Below are 18,919 nucleotides of genomic sequence, written 5' to 3' on the forward strand. Positions count from 1 at the left end.
CCTATTACTCTTGGTCGCCTGAAAGTTTGGCTTTCAGCAAATCGCCCAGGCTGGTGGTGCCGGCGCTGGCGGTTGCAGCGGCGTTAACGGAATTCAGGGCGTCGCGGTTGTCTTTGGCGTCTTTCGCTTTCACCGACAGCTTGATGCTGCGGTTTTTGCGGTCAACGGTGGCAACAACGGCTTCTACTTCGTCGCCTTCTTTCAACACGTTGCGCAGGTCTTCAACGCGCTCGCTCGACCATTCGGAAGCGGGCAGGTAGGCTTCCACTTCGTCGGACAGGGCAACCACGGCGCCTTTGGCGTCAACGGATTTGGCCACGCCTTTAACCAGCGAACCTTTGTCGTTCACGCTGATGAAGTTGCCGAAGGGGTCGCCTTCCAGTTGTTTGATGCCCAAAGAGATGCGTTCTTTTTCAACATCGATGGCCAACACAACGGCTTCCACTTCTTCGCCTTTTTTGTATTTGCGCACGGCTTCTTCGCCGGTTTCGGTCCAAGACAGGTCGGAGAGGTGAACCAGGCCGTCGATGCCGCCGGGCAGGCCGACGAATACGCCGAAGTCGGTGATGGATTTAACCGCGCCGGACAGTTTGTCGCCTTTGTTGTGGTTGGCGGCAAATTCTTCCCACGGATTGGCCTGGCACTGTTTCATGCCCAGGCTGATGCGGCGGCGGTCTTCGTCGATTTCGAGAATCATCACTTCTACTTCGTCGCCCAGTTGCACGACTTTGCTCGGGTGAACGTTTTTGTTGGTCCAATCCATTTCGGAAACGTGCACCAAGCCTTCGATGCCTTGTTCGATTTCAACGAACGCGCCGTAGTCGGTCAGGTTGGATACTTTGCCGAACAGGCGGGTGCCTTGTGGGTAACGGCGGGTCAGGCCGCTCCAGGGGTCTTCGCCCAGTTGTTTCATACCCAGGGAAACGCGTTGTTTGTCTTGGTCGAACTTCAGCACTTTGGCTTCTACTTCCTGGCCCACTTCCAGCACTTCGCTCGGGTGTTTCACGCGGCGCCATGCCAGGTCGGTAATGTGCAACAGGCCGTCGATGCCGCCCAAGTCAACGAATGCACCGTAGTCGGTGATGTTTTTAACGATGCCTTTAACAACCGAACCTTCTTGCAGGTTTTCCAGCAGGGCTTTGCGCTCTTCGCCCAAAGTTACTTCCAGAACGGCGCGGCGGGATACCACAACGTTGTTGCGTTTTTTGTCGAGTTTGATCACTTTGAATTCTACTTCTTTGCCTTCAAAGTGAGAGGTGTCTTTTACGGGGCGCACGTCAACCAGCGAGCCGGGCAGGAAGGCGCGGATGCTGTTGATCATCACGGTTAAGCCGCCTTTGACTTTGCCGTTGATGACGCCTGAAAGGATGTCGCCGTTTTCCATGGCTTCTTCCAGAGCGATCCAATCGGCGGCGCGTTTGGCTTTTTCGCGCGACAGTTTGGTTTCGCCGAAACCGTTTTCAACGGATTCGATGGTTACGGTAACGAAATCGCCTACTTTAACTTCAATCTCGCCCTGAGCGTTTTTGAATTCAGCCACGTCGATCAGAGATTCGGATTTCAAACCGGCGTTTACGGTAACGAAGTTTTGGTCGATGCCTACGACTTCGGCGGTAATCACTTCACCGGGGTTCATCTCTTGAAGGGTAAAGCTTTCTTCCAAAAGTTGGGCAAAATTTTCCATAGTCATAAATAACTCTTTTCAATACACCGCCAAGGGGTGCGGGGTGGGTTGTAAAAAACGCTTGCCGCCCTTGGCGCGGCAGACGTTTGCTGCAAACGGTTTTCAGACGGCCTTTCAAGATTCGGGGCCGTCTGAAAAAAGCTGGCGGGATTATACAGCAAGCTTAGATTTTTGCATACCAATCAAGCACTTTTTTTACCGATTCTTCGATGGTTAAATGCGTGGTGTCGAGCAGCAGGGCGTCGGGCTGCTGTTTGAGCGGTGCAACGGCACGGCGGCTGTCGGCTTCGTCGCGTGCTTCGATGTCGGCGAGAATGCGCTCGAACGCCACGCCTTGGGTGGGCACGCCGATTTGTTTGGCGCGGCGTTCGGCGCGGATGCGGGCGGATGCGGTCAGGAAGATTTTCAGCGCGGCATCGGGAAAAATCACCGAGCCTATGTCGCGCCCGTCGCCCACCAAGCCTTTTTCGGTGAGGAAGGCACGCTGGCGCTGCAACAATGCTTCGCGCACTTTGGGCAGCTGCGCCACCGCCGATGCGCCCATGCCGATGGCTTCGGTACGGATGGCTTCGGTAACGTCTTGGCCGCCAAGCAGGATGCGGCCGCCGTCGAACCCGGCGGGCAGTTGCTCTGCCAAGGCGGCTACGGCTGCTTCGTCGCTCCAATCGGCATTGTGTTGCCGGGCGTAAAGCGCGGTCAGCCGGTAAAGCGCGCCCGAATCGAGATAATCGAAGCCGAGTGCGGCGGCCACGCGCGAGGCCACCGTGCCTTTTCCTGATGCGCTGGGGCCGTCGATGGCGATGATTTTGCGGTTTAAATCCATATCGGTATTCTCTTTGAACCCGCCGCAGCGGTGTTTTTCAGACGGCCTTTCGGCTTTGTCCGAACCGTTATTCAGGCCGTCTGAAACAATCTATAAAACGAAAACGGAATTATATAGACTGAATATAGGCTTGTAACTCTTTTTATTGCTGCACCCGAGCCGTTTCAGGCCGTCTGAAAGGCATACGGCAGCACACACAAAATACTTTCGCAGCGTTATAATCCGCCCGTTTGACTTCAACCCAGATAACGGAACTTAACATGCAACAACTCAAATTGGCCGTTGCGGGCGCGCAGATTCTGTTTGTGGCCTTCGGCGCGATGGTGCTGGTGCCGCTCTTAACCGGCCTGAACCCTGCGATGGCGCTCTTGGGCGCGGGCATCGGCACGCTGCTTTTCCAATTGGTTACCAAGCAGAAAGTGCCGGTTTTTTTAGGCTCGTCGTTTGCCTTTATCGCGCCGATTATTTACGCCGTCGGCGAGTGGGGGCTGCCTTCCACCATGTTCGGCCTGTTTGCGGCGGGCTTTATGTATTTTGTGTTTGCCGCGCTGATTAAATGGCGCGGGTTGGCGGCTGTTAACCGCCTGCTGCCGCCGGTGGTTATCGGACCGGTGATTATGGTGATCGGTTTGTCGGTGGCGGTGGTGGCCAGCCAGATGGCGATGGGGCAGGCCGGCGGCAAGCAGGCGGTGGACTACGCCCAATCGCTGCTGCTTTCGGGCTTCACTTTCGCCGTTACCGTGGTGGTGGCGGTGTTCGGCAGCAAAATGATGAAGCTCGTTCCCATTTTAATCGGCGTGGGCGCAGGCTATATTGCTGCTCTGCTAATGGGCTTGGTGGACACGGCGCCGATTGCCGCCGCGCCGTGGTTTGCCGTGCCGCATTTTGAAACGCCGCAAATCAACTGGCAGGCCGCGCTGTTTATGCTGCCGGTTGCCATCGCCCCCGCCATCGAGCATATCGGCGGCGTGATGGCCATCGGCAAAGTAACCGGCAAAGATTACGCCAAAGACCCCGGCCTCGACAAAACGCTGGCGGGCGACGGTTTGGGCGTGTGCGTGGCGGGTTTGATCGGCGGCCCGCCCGTAACCACCTACGGCGAAGTAACCGGCGCGGTGATGATTACCAAAAACGGCAATCCGAAAATCATGACCTGGGCGGCTGTTTTCGCCATCTGCATGGCGTTTTTCGGCAAGTTCAATGCTTTTCTGGCTTCGATTCCGCTGCCGGTGATGGGCGGGATTATGATTCTGCTGTTCGGCACCATCGCCTCGCTCGGCCTGAAAACGCTGATTGACGCCAAAGTGGATTTGATGCAGCCGAAAAACCTCGTTATCGTCAGCTCGGTGCTCACCACCGGCGTGGGCGGCATGATTATCAAGCTCGGCAGCGTCAGCTTTGCCGGCGTGGGTTTGTGCGCGGTGCTGGCGATTATTCTGAACTGGATACTGCCCGACGAAAAACCGGTCGAAACCTTGCCGGGCCGCGAAATCTGATCGCTTGAGCTTGCCAGCAAGGCATTAACGGCCCGGTTGCGGCAAGCGGAACGGTTTTACATTTACAGGCCGTCTGAAAATATTTTTTCAGACGGCCTGTAGTCTTTGCGAGCCGCCTGAAACGCCCGCTTCCTTACGGGGCTTTAACCACATCCGCCAGCAGTTCATAAGAACGCAGTTGCGCGGTTTTGTCATAAATATAGCTGACCGCCATAATTTCATCGGCCTGCACCTGCGCCTGCAATCGGTCGAGTTGGAATTTAACCGTCTCGGGCGCGCCGATCAGGCTGCACGACATCATCGCGTCGGCCATATTCAAAATATGCGGCGGAATGTGCTGTGCAATATCGGCTTGCGGCGGCTGCATTCCGCTGCGGCTGCCGGTAACGACATTCAGGAAAAATTGCAGGCAGGTTGAAGAAAGGAAGCGTGCTTCTTCGTCGCTGTCGGCCACGATGGTGTTTACACCGATGATAACTTTCGGCCGGTCTGAATGTTGGGACGGCTTAAATTCGCGACGATAGATTGCAACCGCATCCAAAAGCATGCGCGGGGCGAAATGCGAGGCGAAGGCATACGGCAAGCCCAAACGTGCCGCCAGATAGGCGCTCTCGGTGCTGGAGCCTAAAATGTATAAAGGTATGTTCAAGCCCGGCGCGGGATAGGCGCGCACATTGGTGCTTTTGGGCACGTCCAGCTTAACCGGCCCGAAGCTGAAGCTCTCGCCCGTTTCATCGCTGCCCAAGGGGCTGAAGTAATATTGGATTTCTTCGATGTCTTTCGGAAAACTGTGGGCGAAGTCATCGTGATGGCGGCGGATGGCGCGGGCGGTTGCGGGGTCGGTGCCCGGTGCGCGCCCCAACCCCAAATCGACGCGGCCGGGATACAGGCTCTCCAGCGTGCCGTATTGCTCGGCCACAATAAACGGCGAGTGGTTTGGTAACATCACGCCGCCGGAGCCGACGCGGATGGATTCGGTTTTATCCAATACGCGCTGAATCAGCAGGCTGGTGGCGGAGCTGGCGAGAAACGGCATATTGTGGTGTTCGGCAATCCAATAGCGCACATAACCGTGCTTCTCGGCGAACTGTGCCAGCTCGACCATGTTGCCAACGGCTTGGGCAAAGGTTTCGCCGTTGCGGAAAGGGGCGAGGTTTAGAATAGACAAATCGGCCATGATAATCCTTTTCTAATTTCATATATTTGGAAAATTAGATTTATATATAGGCGCGAATCAATAAAAAGCAAGTAGGTGTCAGCGTATTTGCCCGGTATTCCCTGCCGCAACCATTGGAATGTGCGTAACAGGCCGTCTGAAATACCCGACTCCGCCATCCTCGGGCTTGGTGCAGGTGCGTTGAAGCGTCAGGACGGCTTGCCAAGATATCGCCCTGCCGTTTTACTACATCGCAAAGATTCAAAAAAACCGCATTCCGTTTACAATACGCCTTTTCTTTCCCGCCGACCGCCCGCCATGACCGACCCTTCTTTCGCAACCCGCCTGATACGCTGGCAGAAACAGCACGGCCGCCACCACCTGCCGTGGCAGGTGCGCAACCCCTACAACGTGTGGCTGTCGGAAATCATGTTGCAGCAAACCCAAGTGGCCACCGTGTTGGATTACTACCCGCGCTTTACCGCCCGTTTTCCTGGCGTGGCCGATCTGGCCGCGGCCGGGCAAGACGAAGTGCTCGGCCTGTGGGCCGGCCTGGGTTATTACAGCCGCGCCCGCAACCTGCACAAAGCCGCGCGGCAGGTGATGGAAACCTTCGGCGGAACGTTTCCGCAAGAACGCGAAGGGCTGGAAAAACTCTGCGGCGTAGGCAGAAGCACGGCGGCAGCCATTGCCGCTTTCGCCTTCCACAAACGCGAAGCCATTTTAGACGGCAACGTCAAACGAGTGCTCTGCCGCGTGTTCGCGCTCGACGGCGACATCACCGACAAAAAATTCGAAAAGCAACTGTGGGCGCTGGCCGAATCGCTGCTGCCCGAAAACGGCAGCGATATGCCCGCCTATACGCAGGGGCTGATGGACTTGGGCGCCACCGTCTGCAAACGCAGCAAACCCTTATGCGGCGCCTGCCCGATGAGCGGCATCTGCCAAGCACGGGCGCAAAACCGCACGGCCGAGCTGCCGCGCAAAAAAGCCGCACCCACCGTGCGGACGCTGCCGCTGTTCTGGCTGGTGCTGAGCCGCCCCGATGGCGCGGTTTGGCTTGAAAAGCGGCCGCCTGAAGGCATTTGGGGCGGCCTCTATTGCGTACCGTGTTTCGACAGCTTGGGCAGCCTCAACGAGGCCGCAGAGCGCTTCGGCGTTTTTTCAGACGGCCTCGAAGAACAACCCTCGCTCACCCACCGCCTCACCCACCGTTTGTTACTGATTACCCCGTTTGCCGCAACCGCAAACCACACGCCCGCCGAACGGCTTTCAGACGGCCTGTGGGTGGAAAAACAAAATCTGGCCAGCTACGGTCTGCCCAAACCACTGCATGATTTTTTGTACGGCAGAGTCCTTGGCAAAAAACCGGTTCAGTCCTGAAAATGTTTATTTTTGAGAATATTTTATGTTCGTCATACCCGTGCTCAGCCCGGGTATCTGTTATTTCTTTTGAAACAAACAGATGCTTGGGTTGAGCATGAGTATGACGCAAGGGTTTTAAGTTACCGAAATAACTTGCAAAGGTTAAAGGCCGTCTGAAAACCTTTTCAGACGGCCTTTAACCGTGTTTCAAACCCTTATCTTCTCCTGCGGCTGCCGGGCAGCGGCATATCCGCCCATTTCATGATATTGGCCACTTCGGCGGGATTCAGCTCGTAAAACTGGCCGCGTTTGAGGCGGTTGGGCAGGCCGATGGGGCCGAAGCCTACGCGCACCAGGCGGCTGACGGTTAAGCCGAAATGCTCGAAAATGCGGCGCACTTCTCGGTTGCGGCCTTCTTTAATCACAATGTTGTACCACTTGTTCGCCCCTTCGCCGCCCTGCTCGTAAATACGCTCTGCCCTCGCCAAGCCGTCTTCCAGCATCACGCCTTCTTCGGTGAGCGTTTTCATCTGGTCGGTGCTCATCTCGCCCAACACGCGAACGGCGTATTCGCGCTCCACTTCAAAGCTGGGGTGGGCGAAACGGTTTACCAGCTCGCCCGAAGTGGTGAGAATCAGCAGGCCGCTGGTGTTGATGTCCAAACGGCCGATGGCCACCCAGCGGCTGCTGGCAGCCTGCGGCAGGCGGTCGAAAATGCTCACGCGCCCTTGCGGGTCGTCGCGCGACACGATTTCGCCCTCCTGTTTATAGTAAAGAATAATGCGCGGCAGGCGGTCGGGCCATTTGAGCTTGATTACGCTGCCTTTTACCTGCACTTGGTCGTCGGGCGACACTTTGTCGCCCAATTGCGCGGTTTTGCCGTTCACCGTTACCAAGCCTTGGGTAATCCATTCTTCCATTTCGCGGCGCGAACCTACGCCCGACGCGGCCAACGCTTTTTGCAGGCGCACCGGCTCGAAGCTTTCCAAATCGGCGCGTTTTTCTTTCAAATCGCGGGCGCGCTCCATGATTTTTTGGTTGGGGTTGCGCACCACCAGTTTTTTGGCGCGCGCCGCCTGCGTTTTCGGTGCGGCATTCTGGTCGCGTTTCGGCTTGGCTTTGAGGCCGTCCGAAACTTTTTCAGACGGCCTGCGGGCGGGCTTTTTCTTATCCGCCACACCATCGCGGAATTCGCGTTTGCTTACGGTTTTTTTAGACATTTCGGGTTCTCCTAACGCGTTTTGCTGTCTGAGCAAAACGGTTCTTCTGCGGCCTTGCGGCGGGCAGGTCGGGTTGGTAAAAAGGGTTTTTCAGACGGCCTGAGACCTTTGCAAAATTCAAATTACTATCTGAAAAAACCTGAATTCCGTCATTCCCGCGTAGGCGGGAATCCAGACACTTGGCATCCAAGTATTTGTTTAATCAATACTTCAATATTTCCATCTGGATTCCCGCCTACGCGGGAATGACGGGATTTAAGCATTTCAGACGGCCTTAAGGTATTTTTGCAAAGGTCTCGGCCTGTTGATAGTCAGTCAAATCAAGACAGAGCACACGCGTCATACTCGGGGTATGACGGAACGGATTACCAGGTAATTTAACTATATCTTTCAGGCCGTCTGAACACTAATTCAAACGGATATCGGCGTTTCCGCCGTCGGTAATTTCCTGTTCCGGCTCGAACGCCTCCGGCTCTTCGCCGCTGTCGGCCGGTTCGATCAAATCGGGCAGCACCAGTTCGCCCAATTCGGTCAGCGGCGGCAGCTCTTCCAAACTTTCGAGCTGCAAATCGCTTAAAAACACATTGGTGGTGGCCCACAGCGCGGGGCGGCCGACCGAATCGCGGTGGCCGATAACCTCAATCCAGCCCCTGTCTTGCAGCGTTTGCATCACGTTTTGCGACACCGCCACGCCGCGTATGCCTTCGATGTCGCCGCGCGTAACCGGCTGCTGGTAGGCGATAATCGCCAGCGTTTCCATCACCGCGCGCGAATAGCGCGGCGCGCGCTGCTCCTGCAAGCTGCCCAACCGCTCAAACGCCGCCTGCGCGATTTGGAAACGCCAGCCCTCGTGGGTGTGGGTTAATTGCAGGGCGCGGTTGTGCCAGCGTGCTTTGAGGTTGGCCAGCACGTCGATCAGTTTATCCTGCGACAGCGGCGGCACACACAACTCGCGCATGGTTTTTTCGCTTAAAGGCTCGGTTTGGGTTAAAAGCGCGGCTTCGATCAGCGCATCGGGGGGGAGTTTTTCGGTCATGGTTTTATTTGGGTTTCAGACGGCCTGTTTCGGCAACAGGCCGTCTGAAACGTTAAGTTAATCTTTCTGCTTCAATAGATTAAACCCGCGCTTTCCGGCTTCGGATAAATCTTGTTCGGCAATAGTATATACGTTAATGCTGCCGGTTTGGCCGCCGCACACAGCGGGGAACATCATGCCGCGCAAAACCTGTTTTTCGGCGGCATACACGCGTATACCCTGCAATTGGCTTTTCATGGCTTCGGGGCTGATGCCGCCGCCTTCGCATTGGCGCGAACCGTCGGATTTGTAGATTCGGACGCGCTTTTCTGATGGTTCGGTTGCCGGCTTGTTCAGGCCGTCTGAATGAGCGCAGGCGGTTAAAGATAAGATGCCTGCCCATAATGCGGCGGAAAATATCGGTTTCATGAGGGTTTTCCTTTTCTCTCTGCCTTTCTGGCTTCCCTCGCGGCTTTAAGCTCGGCTTCTTTCTGTTTGGCCGCTTTCAGCCAGCTTTCCCATTGGTGCGGTGTTTCTAAGGTGATGCGTCCGATTTGGCCGTCGCGGAAGTCGGTGAGGGTGTTTTCGGCGGCTTTTTGGTAGTTGATACGGCCGCCGCTTAAAACTGCGCCGCGTTTTTTGGCAATCCATTCGAGCCAGTCGGTGTCTTGCCAGTGGCTGCTGGGGTCTTTGTCGGCCTGATAGCGCGTTTGCAGCAGTGGCAGGTAGTGGCGGCGCAGGTAGTCTAAAAGTTCTAGGGCGACTTCTTCTTCGTCGAGCGCGTTGCGGCCGACGGCGCCGCTGGCGGCGAGGTTGTAGCCGCTCTCTTCGACGATGATTTTCGGCCATAACATGCCGGGGGTGTCGTAGAGCCAGAAGTCGTCGGCGAGAAACAGGCGCTGTTCGGCTTTGGTGATGCCGGGTTCGTTGCCGGTTTTGGCGGTTTTTTTGCCGATCATGCCGTTAATCAGGGTGGATTTGCCGACGTTGGGAATGCCGCAAATCAATACGCGCAGGGGTTTGTCGATGCCGCCTCGGTTGGGCATCATGGCTCGGCAGGCGCGGGTGATTTTGGCGGTGGCGGCGGTTTCGGAGGAGTCGAGCGCGATGGCTTGGGTGTCGGGGCGGCTGTTGTAGTGTTCGAGCCAAATTGCGGTGCGTTCGGGGTCGGCCAAATCCTGCTTGTTGAGGATTTTGAGCTTGGGTTTGCCTTTGGAAAGCTGCGCCAGCAGGGGGTTTTCGCTGGACGCGGGCAGGCGGGCGTCGAGCATTTCGATTACCATGTCCACGCTTTTGATGCGCTCGGCGATGGCCTTTTTGGCTTTGTTCATGTGGCCGGGAAACCATTGGATTGCCATAGTGTGCTGCTCTTTCGGGGTTGCGCGGCTTACGGTGGATAAACAAAAACTAATGCGGCTTTGCCTTGCCTCAATTCTTGTTAATCCACTATAAAAGGCCGTCTGAAAAGTTGTTAGGGGAACGTTTGTCGGATAGTAATCAGGCAGCCCGAAAGCAGGCTGCCTGAATGTTTGCGGCATTATAACACGGAGCGGGATTTGCTTTCAGACGGCCTGAAATATCAAAAAAGGCCGTCTGAAAACTCAGCGTTCCGCCAAGCGGTTGAGCTGGCGGTGGCGCACCAGCAGTTCGTAGTGCCCTTGCAGGCGTTCGGCCAGTTTTTCCACCACATACACCGAGCGGTGCTGGCCGCCGGTGCAGCCTATGCCGATGGTAACGTAGCTGCGGCTTTCCACCTGCATCTGCGGCAGCCAGCGGCTCATGAAGTTGCCGATGTCGTTAATCATTTCCTGCACGGCGGGCTGGTTGCCCAAATAATCCTGAATCGGTTTGTCCATGCCGTTGAATGGGCGCAGCTCGGTGTCGTAATAAGGGTTGGGCAGGCTACGCATATCGAACAGAAAATCAACGTTGGTGGGCACGCCGTATTTGAAGCCGAACGATTCCAAAATCACCAGCAGGCCCTGCCGTTCGTGTTTGAGCCATTGCTGCACGGTGTGGCGCAGCTGTTGGGCGTTCATTTTGGAAGTGTCGATGCAGTAGGCGGCTTCGCGCAGGGGAAACAGCCAGATTTTTTCCTGTTGCAGGCTCTCCAGCAGGGTTAGGGTTTGGCCGGAAAGGGGGTGGCTGCGGCGGGTTTCCGAAAAACGGCGCACCAAAACGCCTTCTTCGGCTTCGAGAAACAGAATCTCCACTTCGTGCCCCTGTTCACGCAGGGCTTGGATTTGGGTTTGCGCTTCTTTGATGTCGATGCGCGAGCGGATATCTATGCTGATGCCCAGTTGGGTAACTTCGCTGCTCTCGGCATGGTAGGCCACCAGATCGGGCAGGAGTTTGATGGGCAGGTTATCGACGCAGTAGTAGCCCAAATCTTCCAGAAGTTTGAGCGCAACAGACTTTCCCGAGCCGGAAAGCCCGCTAATCAATACTATTTTCATGGCTGGTTTCGTTTTCTTTCAGCATGCTTTGGTGGCGTTCCAAAAATTCTTTGGTGCTGTCTTTGCCGCGCAACTGCAAAATATAGTTGCGCACGGCGGCTTCGACCAATACGGCCAGGTTGCGGCCCACCGCCACGGGCAGGGTAACCGAGCGCACGCTGACATCTAAAATGGATTCGGTTTCCGAACGGATGCTCAAACGGTCGAGCCGTTTCATGTATTCATCATCGGCAGCAACCAAATTAATGATTAATTGAAGGATTTTTTTCGGCCGGATAGACGTTTCGCCGAAAATATGGCGGATGTTCAACACCCCCAGCCCGCGCACTTCGAGAAAATCTTTCAGCATGGGCGGGCAGCGGCCGTCGAGCGTTTCGGGGCCTGTGCGGTAAAGTTCGACCGCATCATCGGCAATCAGACTGTGCCCGCGCGAAATGAGTTCCAACGCCAGCTCGCTTTTACCCAGGCCGGATTGGCCGGTAATCAGCACGCCGATTTCAAACACATCGAGAAACACGCCGTGTTTCACGGTGGAAACCGCCAGTGTGCGTTGCAGGTAAATCCGCAGCACGTCCATCAAATGCGGGCTTTCCAGTTTGGACGTGAGCAGCGGGATATTGTTGGTGTGGCAGTAGTCGCGCAGCATGGGCGACACGGGCAGGCCGTTGGCCACAATCACCACCGACATGGGAATATCAAACAGCGCGCCGAAACTCTCTTCAGGGTTGCCGTTTGCCTGCACCTGGCGCATGGGGCGGGTTTTATCCACCATCGTGCTCAGGTCGCTGAGATCGTCGGCCTCATCTTCCATGCGCTTCAAAAACTCGGCCTCGGCCACGCCGATTACCTGCACTTGGTTGGGGTGGATAAAATTCAAATGGCCGACCAGCGCCAAAACGGGCTTGTCGGCCTTGATGCCGATGCGGTTGTCGGCTCCCGCCGTACCGGCCGCCCAAGCCAGTTGCAGCTTGTGCTGGTTGTCCTGATACAGGCGGCGGACGGAAATACTGGGCATAACTTACTCTTCGTTCAAAAGCCGCTGCACTTCTTCGGGCGATGCGGCAACCGATAAGGCCTCGCGCACGGATTTCTGCGAAAACCGGCCGGCGAGTTTCGACAACACTTCCAAATGCTCGCCGGTGGCGTTTTCGGGCACCAGCAAAACGAAAATCAGCGAAACCGGCTTGCCGTCGGGCGCATCGAAAGGCACCGGCTCTTTGGTGCGGATAAACGCGCCCACCGCTTTTTTCACCGAAGCATGGCGGCCGTGCGGAATCGCAACGCCCTGCCCCAAACCGGTAGTGCCGAGCTTTTCGCGGGCAAACAGGCAATCGAACACATCGGCCCGCGCCAATCCGGCTTCGTTTTCCAACAACAGCCCCGCCTGCTCGAACACGCGCTTTTTACTGCTGACTTCCAAATCCAGCTCAATATGGGATAAAGGCAAGATTTCGCTGATCAGGCTCATATCAATCTCTTAACTTATGTAAGCAAAACAGATGCGGATTGTACCTACTGTTGGGTCAAATCTCAAATTTTTCAGCCCTGCTTTACATAATTCCGCGCCGCTTTTTAACTATTTATTTTTAAACAATTCAGCCACTTATAACCAAGTCATATTAAAACGCCCGGGCCGTCTGAAAACCTTGCGGCGGTTTCAGACGGCCCGGGCGTTTTCATTGCGAGCCGATATAGCGGATGTTAAATCACATAAAAATACACGCAAACAAACTGTGCCAAACTGCCGCCGAGCACAAACAAATGCCAGATGCCGTGGCCGTGTTTGATTTTTTCGTCGTTCACAAACCAGTAAATCCCCGCGCTGTAAAGCAGGCCGCCCAACACCAGCCAAAACAGCCCTTCCGGCGGCAGGCTTTTGGCCAGCGGGTAAATCGCCACCAGCACCAGCCAGCCCATCAGCACATACAGTATCATCGAAAGCAGCCGCTTTTCGCTTTTGCGGCCTATGGTCAGCTCTTGGGCGATGCCGAACACGGCCAACCCCCATGATACGCCGAACAGCGACCAGCCCCATGCGCCGTGCAGCGACACCAGCGTAAACGGTGTATAACTGCCTGCAATCAAAAGATAAATGGCGCAATGATCCACTTTTTGCAGCACTGCTTTCAATTTGGGCTGCGGCACACTGTGGTAAACGGTGGAACCGGCATACAGCACAATCAGGCAGGTGCCGTAGGCCGCCGCGCTGACGATTTTATACATGTCGAGCGTGCCTGCCGCCTTAACCAAAAGCAGCACCAGCCCGGCCACAGCCAGCACCGCACCGGCCAGATGGCTGTATGCGTTAAATCTTTCGCCTGCGTACATCGTAATAATTCTTATTTGAAAGGTCTGCCAGTTTACTGCATTCCGCACCAAACGTGCAGCCGGCTATGATTAAATCGGGTTAAAGGCTCGATAAAAACCAGGCCGTCTGAAAACCTTTCAGACGGCCTGGATATTGTTCGGGCAAATATTATTTTTTGCTCAAAGAGTCGCGGATTTCGCGCAACAGCAACACTTCTTCAGAAGGCTCGGCCGGTGCTTCTTCGGCAGCCGGGGCTTCGCGTTTCAGTTTGTTGATCAGTTTGATTACCACGAAAATGGCAGCGGCGATAATCAGGAAGCTGATAACGGTGTTGATAAACAGACCGATGTTCAAAGTAACCGCACCGGCGGCTTGCGCGGCGGCCAAAGTAGAATAACCGGCTTCGGGGGCGTTGGCACCGTCTTTCAGGGTGATGAACAGATTCGAGAAATCCACGCCGCCAATCAGAATACCGATGGGGGGCATAATCACATCGTCAACCAAAGATTTTACGATGCCGCTGAACGCCGTACCGATAACCATACCGACCGCGAGGTCGATAACGTTACCGCGCATAATAAACTCTTTAAACTCTTGTGCCAAAGACATAATACTTCCTTTCTAAAAACTCAAAAAAATGTGTGAAGCGTTAAAAAACTGCGCTTTCAAAAACAAGACCGCGCATGGTACTGGATTTATTGTAATGGTATGTACAGCATAGTTAAATTTTGTGTTTTGGATACAAAACGGTGGTTTTAGTTCCCGCTCGGGTGTAAAAAATACCGCTTAACAATAAGTGTAACTTTTTTACCGCAGTCGGCCCGCATCAAAGCGAACGGCTTTTCAGCCAGCTCACCCACACCAGCAGCAACACGAAACCGAAATACAGCACGCTCCACACCGGCAGCGGCACGCCTAAAAAATAATCGGGCACGGCGCAATCGCCGAAACCGCGGATAACCGGCTCGTATAAATCAAACAGCGGCCAGTCGCGCAGGCGGAACGTCCACGGTGCGCCGCAGGCCGGAGCGGTGCCCGGCGGCAGGCTTTGGATATACATTTGATACACCGCCACGCCCGCGCCATACACGGCCGGCACGCTCACCAACAGCGCACCAAACATACGCCCCGCCCTGCTCTTCTGCCTGCCCAGCGCAGCCAGCAACGCCGTTATGCCGACGGCCAGCACCGATACGCGCTGCAAAATGCACAACACGCAGGGGTTCAGCCCCATAACGTATTGCGAATAAAACGAACCGATGGCGGTGCAGACCGAAAGCAGCACCACCGCCCATAAGGTTTTGCGGAACAGATTCATAAATAAATACTCCGTATCGGGCAGGCCCGATGGCGATAAATTTCATCAGTTTCAAAAGAAAAAGCCGTCAACCGGCGGGCACGGTTTGTTTTCAGACGGCCTGCCCGATACCGCCCGCGCGGTTACCGCCGTTTTATTGCAAAGCCGCCCAATCGTCGCGCGCCTGCTTGGCCTCTTCAAAATAACGGTAAAGTGCGGCGGCGTCGCCCTTGTCGAGCATGGTTTTCAGGGCGGCCAGCTGCTGCTGCTGGCCGTCGAGCAGCGCAAGCAGGCTGTGTTTGTTGGCCAGGCAGATGTCGGCCCAGATGGCGGGGTGGCTGGATGCGATGCGGGTGAAGTCCCGGAAGCCCGAGGCGGCGAAATCGAAATAAACGCCGCCGTCGGGATGGGTGGCGATTTGGTGCACATAAGCATAGGCCAAGAGGTGCGGCAGGTGCGACACGGCGGCGAAAACGGCATCGTGCTCGCGCGCGCTCATGCGGAAGGTTTGCGCCCCCACCGCCTGCCACAGCGATTCCACCAGGCGGAGGCCGTCTGAATCTTCTGCACCGTGCGGGCAGATAATCAGTTTTTTGTTTTGAAACAGCCCGAACTGCGCCGCCAATGCGCCGCTGCGGTCGGAACCGGCAATCGGGTGGGCGGCGATGCAGCGCGGCAGCTGTTGCGGCAGATATTGCCTGAACGCGTCGATTGCCGATTGTTTGGTGCTACCCACGTCGGTTATCACGGTATGGCCGTCAAGCAGCGGCGCCAGTTCCGCGCATACGGCCGGCAACGTGGCAACGGGCGTGGCCACCATCACCAAATCCGCCCCGCCGACGGCTTCGGCGCAAATATGGTCAAACGCGCGGTCGATGACTTTGCGCTCCAACGCGCGGTCGAGATTGCTGCGGTCAAGGTCGATGCCCGTTACTGCGCCCACCAGCCCTTTGTGTTTCAAATCGAGCACAAACGAGCCGCCTATCAGGCCGACGCCGATAAGGGTGATGTTTTTGGGGGCGGAATGTGCAGTCATAACCGTGAATGTTGCCGTCGGATGCAGGTTGAAAGGCGTCAGTTTACCCGATTGGTTGCGGGGGATAAAACCGTCTTGCCAAGCTGCCGGTTCGGCAGCCTGCCGTTTTTATTGCAGCCGCAGCAGGCCGTCTGAAATATTTTCTGCCGTGCTTAACACGGTGTGTTTTTCAGACGGCCTGCCGTGCTTTATTGATTGGATTCAATCGTTTTCTGCAACTGCGGCAGCGGGCTGTAGCCGCTTTGCGTGCGCCCGTTGGGGAACACCAGCGCCGGCGTGCCGTGGAAGCCCAACTGCTCGCCCAGCGAAGTGGTTTCTGCCACCGGGTTTTCGCAATCCGCAACCTTCGGCGGTATTTTGCCTTCGCGCATCCAGGCCGTCCATGCGGCGGTGCGGTCTTTCTGGCACCAAATCTGTTCGGCCTTGCGGGCGGCATCGGGGTGCAGGCTGGCAATCGGCATCATAAAGTTATAAATGGTGATGTCGGTCATCTTGGCAAATTCGTGTTCCAAACGCTTGCAAAACGGGCAGTCGGGGTCGGAAAACACCGCCACCTTGAGTTTGCCGTTGCCGCGCACTTCTTTAATGGCTTTATCGAGCGGCAGCGAGTCGAATTCGACGGTGCTCAACTCGGCCATGCGCTCTTCGGTCAGATCGACGCGCTTGTTGATGTCGAGCAGGCTGCCCTGCAAGATATAGTCGGCTTTGGCATCGGTGTAGATAATCTGGTTGCCCGACACCACTACTTCGTAAATACCGCCGACAGGCGTGGGGCGCACGCTTTGCACGCTCAATTTCTGCTCGGCATAGGTTTTTTCCAGCTTGTCCTTAATGGCTGCTTCGGCGCCTGTTTTGGCTTCGGCCTGCACCTTTTGCGGCTCCGCGCCCGCCTGGCCGTTTTTCACCGGCGTTTGGCCGCAAGCAGCCAGCGAAACCAGCAGCAAAGCGTGCAGCAGCGGTTGTTTGATGAATTTCATGTATTTCCTCATATCGTTTATGTGCGGGGTTGTCGCCCTGCCTGAAAAGCTCTCAAGGCCGTCTGAAACGTTCAGACGGCCTTTTAAACACACACATTCTACCAAACTCTGCGTTTCTTTCCGTTAAAACATGAATTTCCGCCCCGAAAATGATATTTTCACACCACACTTGGCGCACGCGCCGCTTCATGCCAAAATGCCGAAACCTTATACGGAAGCCCCGGCCATGACCCCGATTCTAGCCTTCGATATCGAAACCGTGCCCGATGTGAAGGGCATACGCACGCTTTACGAACTGCCCGACAGCGTAAACGATGCCGATGCGGTTGTTTTCGCCCAGCAGAAACGCCGCGCCCAAACCGGCAGCGACTTCATGCAGCACCACCTGCACCAAGTGGTGGCGATTTCCTGCTGTATGCGTTGGGGGCAGGATAAAATCCACGTCGGCACCATAGGCGAAACCAGCGACGACGAAGAAACCATGATCGCCAAGTTTTTCGATCTGGTCGAAACCCACACGCCGCAACTGGTGAGCTGGAACGGCGGCGGCTTCGACCTGCCCGTTTTGCACTACCGCGCCCTGATACACGGCATTCCCGCCGCCCGCTATTGGGACATGGGCGAAGGCGATTTCGGCGACAGCCGCGACTTCAAATGGAACAACTACATCAGCCGCTACCACAGCCGCCATTGCGACCTGATGGACCTGCTCGCCCTCTACCAGCCCCGTTCCAGCGTGCCGCTCGACGACATGGCCAAACTGTGCGGCTTTCCCGGCAAACTCGGCATGGACGGCAGCAAAGTGTGGGAAGCCTACCATGCAGGCCGTCTGAAAGACATCCGCGACTATTGCGAAACCGATGCTGCCAACACTTATTTAATGTATCTGCGCTTCCGCATGATGAGCGGCGCACTCGATGCCGACGAATACGAGCTGGAAATCAAACGCATGAAAGGCTACTTGAAAACACTGGCAGAAGAAAAGGCCCATTGGGCCGAATTCTGCGCCGCATGGCGGTAAACCCAAGTTATCAACGTAAAGAGTGGCGGTTCATAATACAATACATAGAAAAATTACGATGTGATTCTTAAAACATCAGGCCGTCTGAAAAAGCGTTTTCAGACGGCCTGATATTCATTCGCATATAGCAAAACCACTTGTTTAATAAAAGTTTTTTCATAATCGGGCTTAACCCGAGTATGAAGCATATACTTGTTATCTAAGTTGATTCACTATATATCCAATATATCCAATTAAAAAAACAGTAACCTACTGATTTTTCAAACCCAAAACATCCTGCATATCAAACAGGCCGTTTTGGCGGTTGCGCAGCCACACGGCAGCGCGCACGGCGCCGGCGGCGAAAGTCATGCGGCTAGAAGCCTTGTGGGTGATTTCCACGCGCTCGCCGTCGGCGGCGAACAAAGCTGTGTGGTCGCCGACGATGTCGCCGCCGCGCACGGTGGCAAAACCGATGGTCTGCGGGTCGCGCTCGCCGGTGTGCCCTTCGCGGCCGTAAACGGCGCATTGTTTCAAATCACGGCCGAGCGCGCCGGCAATCACTTCACCCATACGCAGGGCCGTGCCGCTGGGGGCGTCGACTTTATGACGGTGGTGCGCTTCGATGATTTCGATGTCGTAGCCTTCGTTGAGCACGCGGGCGACGGTGTCGAGAATATGGAAAGTGAGGTTGACGCCCACGCTGTAATTGGCGGCGAACACGACGGCGGTTTTTTCGGCGGCCGCTTGAATGGCGGCCTTGCCTGCTTCGTCGAAGCCCGTGGTGCCGATCACCATTTTCACACCGGCCTCGGCGCATTGTGCCAAATAGGCCAGCGTAGGCTCGGGGCGGGTGAAGTCGATCAATACGTCGCTGGCGGCCAGCACAGCATCGGTATCGCTGCTGATGGCCACGCCAGTTTTGAGGCCGATGGCATAACCGGCATCCAAACCCAATGCGTTTGAACCGGTGTGTTCGAGTGCGCCGCTCAATACGGCATCGGGGTGGCGGCTGACGGCTTCCACCAATACGCGCCCCATGCGCCCGTCGGCGCCGGCGATGGCGATTCTTAATGCGGTCATGTT

Annotated in this window: 19 protein-coding genes; 3 read left to right on the forward strand and 16 right to left on the reverse strand. The window is 55.9% G+C overall.

Annotation, left to right across the window (positions count from 1 at the left end):
- Positions 1-4: 4 nt before the first annotated feature.
- The gene (gene rpsA / locus H3L92_RS07790; protein WP_085366260.1) at positions 5-1,690 is read right to left on the reverse strand and encodes a 30S ribosomal protein S1; all 1,686 of its coding nucleotides are present in this window, start codon (positions 1,688-1,690) and stop codon (positions 5-7) included.
- A 157-nt stretch (positions 1,691-1,847) separates the two neighbouring features.
- Entirely contained in the window at positions 1,848-2,507 is a 660-nt protein-coding gene (gene cmk, locus H3L92_RS07795) for a (d)CMP kinase (RefSeq protein WP_085366259.1), read from the reverse strand.
- Positions 2,508-2,767: 260 nt separating this feature from the next.
- Here cmk and H3L92_RS07800 point away from each other — a divergent pair, with 260 nt between their 5' ends.
- Complete coding sequence (locus tag H3L92_RS07800) at positions 2,768-4,003, forward strand: uracil-xanthine permease family protein (protein ID WP_085366258.1); 1,236 nt, start codon at positions 2,768-2,770, stop codon at positions 4,001-4,003.
- Positions 4,004-4,136: 133 nt separating this feature from the next.
- Here H3L92_RS07800 and H3L92_RS07805 read toward each other — a convergent pair whose 3' ends face one another.
- Entirely contained in the window at positions 4,137-5,180 is a 1,044-nt protein-coding gene (locus H3L92_RS07805; RefSeq protein WP_085366257.1) for an LLM class flavin-dependent oxidoreductase, read from the reverse strand.
- Between the two features lie 297 nt (positions 5,181-5,477).
- On the opposite strand from H3L92_RS07805, the gene mutY reads away from it, so the two are divergent.
- The gene (mutY, locus tag H3L92_RS07810; RefSeq protein ID WP_085366256.1) at positions 5,478-6,542 is read left to right on the forward strand and encodes an A/G-specific adenine glycosylase; all 1,065 of its coding nucleotides are present in this window, start codon (positions 5,478-5,480) and stop codon (positions 6,540-6,542) included.
- A gap of 197 nt (positions 6,543-6,739) precedes the next feature.
- Here mutY and H3L92_RS07815 read toward each other — a convergent pair whose 3' ends face one another.
- The 12 genes from H3L92_RS07815 to H3L92_RS07870 all read right to left on the reverse strand — a co-directional run bounded on the left by H3L92_RS07815 (position 6,740) and on the right by H3L92_RS07870 (position 16,833).
- A complete protein-coding gene (locus H3L92_RS07815) occupies positions 6,740-7,744 on the reverse strand; it encodes a pseudouridine synthase (protein WP_085366255.1) in 1,005 nt (334 codons plus the stop codon).
- 406 nt (positions 7,745-8,150) lie between these two features.
- Complete coding sequence (scpB, locus tag H3L92_RS07820; protein WP_085366254.1) at positions 8,151-8,780, reverse strand: SMC-Scp complex subunit ScpB; 630 nt, start codon at positions 8,778-8,780, stop codon at positions 8,151-8,153.
- A gap of 57 nt (positions 8,781-8,837) precedes the next feature.
- The gene (locus H3L92_RS07825) at positions 8,838-9,188 is read right to left on the reverse strand and encodes a hypothetical protein (RefSeq protein WP_169710491.1); all 351 of its coding nucleotides are present in this window, start codon (positions 9,186-9,188) and stop codon (positions 8,838-8,840) included.
- Positions 9,185-10,117, reverse strand: coding sequence for a ribosome biogenesis GTPase YlqF (gene ylqF, locus H3L92_RS07830; RefSeq protein ID WP_085366253.1), 933 nt, complete (start codon positions 10,115-10,117; stop codon positions 9,185-9,187). The genes H3L92_RS07825 and ylqF overlap by 4 nt, the downstream gene beginning before the upstream one ends.
- Positions 10,118-10,360: 243 nt before the next feature.
- On the reverse strand, positions 10,361-11,215 hold the full coding sequence (rapZ, locus tag H3L92_RS07835; protein ID WP_085366252.1) for an RNase adapter RapZ: 855 nt from the start codon (positions 11,213-11,215) through the stop codon (positions 10,361-10,363).
- Positions 11,196-12,230 carry an HPr(Ser) kinase/phosphatase gene (gene hprK, locus H3L92_RS07840; protein WP_085366251.1) on the reverse strand — a complete coding sequence of 345 codons (1,035 nt, stop codon included), beginning with the start codon at positions 12,228-12,230 and terminating at the stop codon, positions 11,196-11,198. The genes rapZ and hprK overlap by 20 nt, the downstream gene beginning before the upstream one ends.
- A 3-nt stretch (positions 12,231-12,233) precedes the next feature.
- Positions 12,234-12,683 (reverse strand): PTS IIA-like nitrogen regulatory protein PtsN, encoded by a 450-nt coding sequence (gene ptsN / locus H3L92_RS07845; RefSeq protein ID WP_085366250.1) that lies wholly within the window; start codon positions 12,681-12,683, stop codon positions 12,234-12,236.
- A 233-nt stretch (positions 12,684-12,916) separates the two neighbouring features.
- Entirely contained in the window at positions 12,917-13,543 is a 627-nt protein-coding gene (gene trhA, locus H3L92_RS07850) for a PAQR family membrane homeostasis protein TrhA (protein ID WP_085366249.1), read from the reverse strand.
- A 148-nt stretch (positions 13,544-13,691) separates the two neighbouring features.
- Positions 13,692-14,132, reverse strand: coding sequence for a large conductance mechanosensitive channel protein MscL (gene mscL / locus H3L92_RS07855; protein WP_085366248.1), 441 nt, complete (start codon positions 14,130-14,132; stop codon positions 13,692-13,694).
- Between the two features lie 217 nt (positions 14,133-14,349).
- Positions 14,350-14,841, reverse strand: coding sequence for a disulfide bond formation protein B (locus H3L92_RS07860; protein WP_085366247.1), 492 nt, complete (start codon positions 14,839-14,841; stop codon positions 14,350-14,352).
- A 133-nt stretch (positions 14,842-14,974) separates the two neighbouring features.
- Complete coding sequence (locus tag H3L92_RS07865; protein ID WP_085366246.1) at positions 14,975-15,856, reverse strand: prephenate dehydrogenase; 882 nt, start codon at positions 15,854-15,856, stop codon at positions 14,975-14,977.
- A 188-nt stretch (positions 15,857-16,044) separates the two neighbouring features.
- The gene (locus H3L92_RS07870; protein ID WP_085366245.1) at positions 16,045-16,833 is read right to left on the reverse strand and encodes a DsbC family protein; all 789 of its coding nucleotides are present in this window, start codon (positions 16,831-16,833) and stop codon (positions 16,045-16,047) included.
- Positions 16,834-17,029: 196 nt separating this feature from the next.
- Here H3L92_RS07870 and H3L92_RS07875 point away from each other — a divergent pair, with 196 nt between their 5' ends.
- A complete protein-coding gene (locus tag H3L92_RS07875; RefSeq protein WP_115336338.1) occupies positions 17,030-17,854 on the forward strand; it encodes a 3'-5' exonuclease in 825 nt (274 codons plus the stop codon).
- Between the two features lie 249 nt (positions 17,855-18,103).
- On the opposite strand, the gene dapB is transcribed toward H3L92_RS07875, so the two are convergent.
- Entirely contained in the window at positions 18,104-18,916 is an 813-nt protein-coding gene (dapB, locus tag H3L92_RS07880) for a 4-hydroxy-tetrahydrodipicolinate reductase (protein WP_085366244.1), read from the reverse strand.
- Between the last annotated feature and the right edge of the window lie 3 nt (positions 18,917-18,919).

Origin of the sequence: Neisseria dentiae (assembly GCF_014055005.1) — a bacterium.
Lineage (GTDB): Bacteria > Pseudomonadota > Gammaproteobacteria > Burkholderiales > Neisseriaceae > Neisseria > Neisseria dentiae.

Bases quoted from the DNA above. Each gene is read 5' to 3' on its own strand.
- rpsA (WP_085366260.1), bottom strand. From the start codon at position 1,690: ATGACTATGGAAAATTTTGCCCAACTTTTGGAAGAAAGCTTTACCCTT.
- cmk (WP_085366259.1), bottom strand. From the start codon at position 2,507: ATGGATTTAAACCGCAAAATCATCGCCATCGACGGCCCCAGCGCATCA.
- H3L92_RS07800 (WP_085366258.1), top strand. From the start codon at position 2,768: ATGCAACAACTCAAATTGGCCGTTGCGGGCGCGCAGATTCTGTTTGTG.
- H3L92_RS07805 (WP_085366257.1), bottom strand. From the start codon at position 5,180: ATGGCCGATTTGTCTATTCTAAACCTCGCCCCTTTCCGCAACGGCGAA.
- mutY (WP_085366256.1), top strand. From the start codon at position 5,478: ATGACCGACCCTTCTTTCGCAACCCGCCTGATACGCTGGCAGAAACAG.
- H3L92_RS07815 (WP_085366255.1), bottom strand. From the start codon at position 7,744: ATGTCTAAAAAAACCGTAAGCAAACGCGAATTCCGCGATGGTGTGGCG.
- scpB (WP_085366254.1), bottom strand. From the start codon at position 8,780: ATGACCGAAAAACTCCCCCCCGATGCGCTGATCGAAGCCGCGCTTTTA.
- H3L92_RS07825 (WP_169710491.1), bottom strand. From the start codon at position 9,188: ATGAAACCGATATTTTCCGCCGCATTATGGGCAGGCATCTTATCTTTA.
- ylqF (WP_085366253.1), bottom strand. From the start codon at position 10,117: ATGGCAATCCAATGGTTTCCCGGCCACATGAACAAAGCCAAAAAGGCC.
- rapZ (WP_085366252.1), bottom strand. From the start codon at position 11,215: ATGAAAATAGTATTGATTAGCGGGCTTTCCGGCTCGGGAAAGTCTGTT.
- hprK (WP_085366251.1), bottom strand. From the start codon at position 12,230: ATGCCCAGTATTTCCGTCCGCCGCCTGTATCAGGACAACCAGCACAAG.
- ptsN (WP_085366250.1), bottom strand. From the start codon at position 12,683: ATGAGCCTGATCAGCGAAATCTTGCCTTTATCCCATATTGAGCTGGAT.
- trhA (WP_085366249.1), bottom strand. From the start codon at position 13,543: ATGTACGCAGGCGAAAGATTTAACGCATACAGCCATCTGGCCGGTGCG.
- mscL (WP_085366248.1), bottom strand. From the start codon at position 14,132: ATGTCTTTGGCACAAGAGTTTAAAGAGTTTATTATGCGCGGTAACGTT.
- H3L92_RS07860 (WP_085366247.1), bottom strand. From the start codon at position 14,841: ATGAATCTGTTCCGCAAAACCTTATGGGCGGTGGTGCTGCTTTCGGTC.
- H3L92_RS07865 (WP_085366246.1), bottom strand. From the start codon at position 15,856: ATGACTGCACATTCCGCCCCCAAAAACATCACCCTTATCGGCGTCGGC.
- H3L92_RS07870 (WP_085366245.1), bottom strand. From the start codon at position 16,833: ATGAAATTCATCAAACAACCGCTGCTGCACGCTTTGCTGCTGGTTTCG.
- H3L92_RS07875 (WP_115336338.1), top strand. From the start codon at position 17,030: ATGCCGAAACCTTATACGGAAGCCCCGGCCATGACCCCGATTCTAGCC.
- dapB (WP_085366244.1), bottom strand. From the start codon at position 18,916: ATGACCGCATTAAGAATCGCCATCGCCGGCGCCGACGGGCGCATGGGG.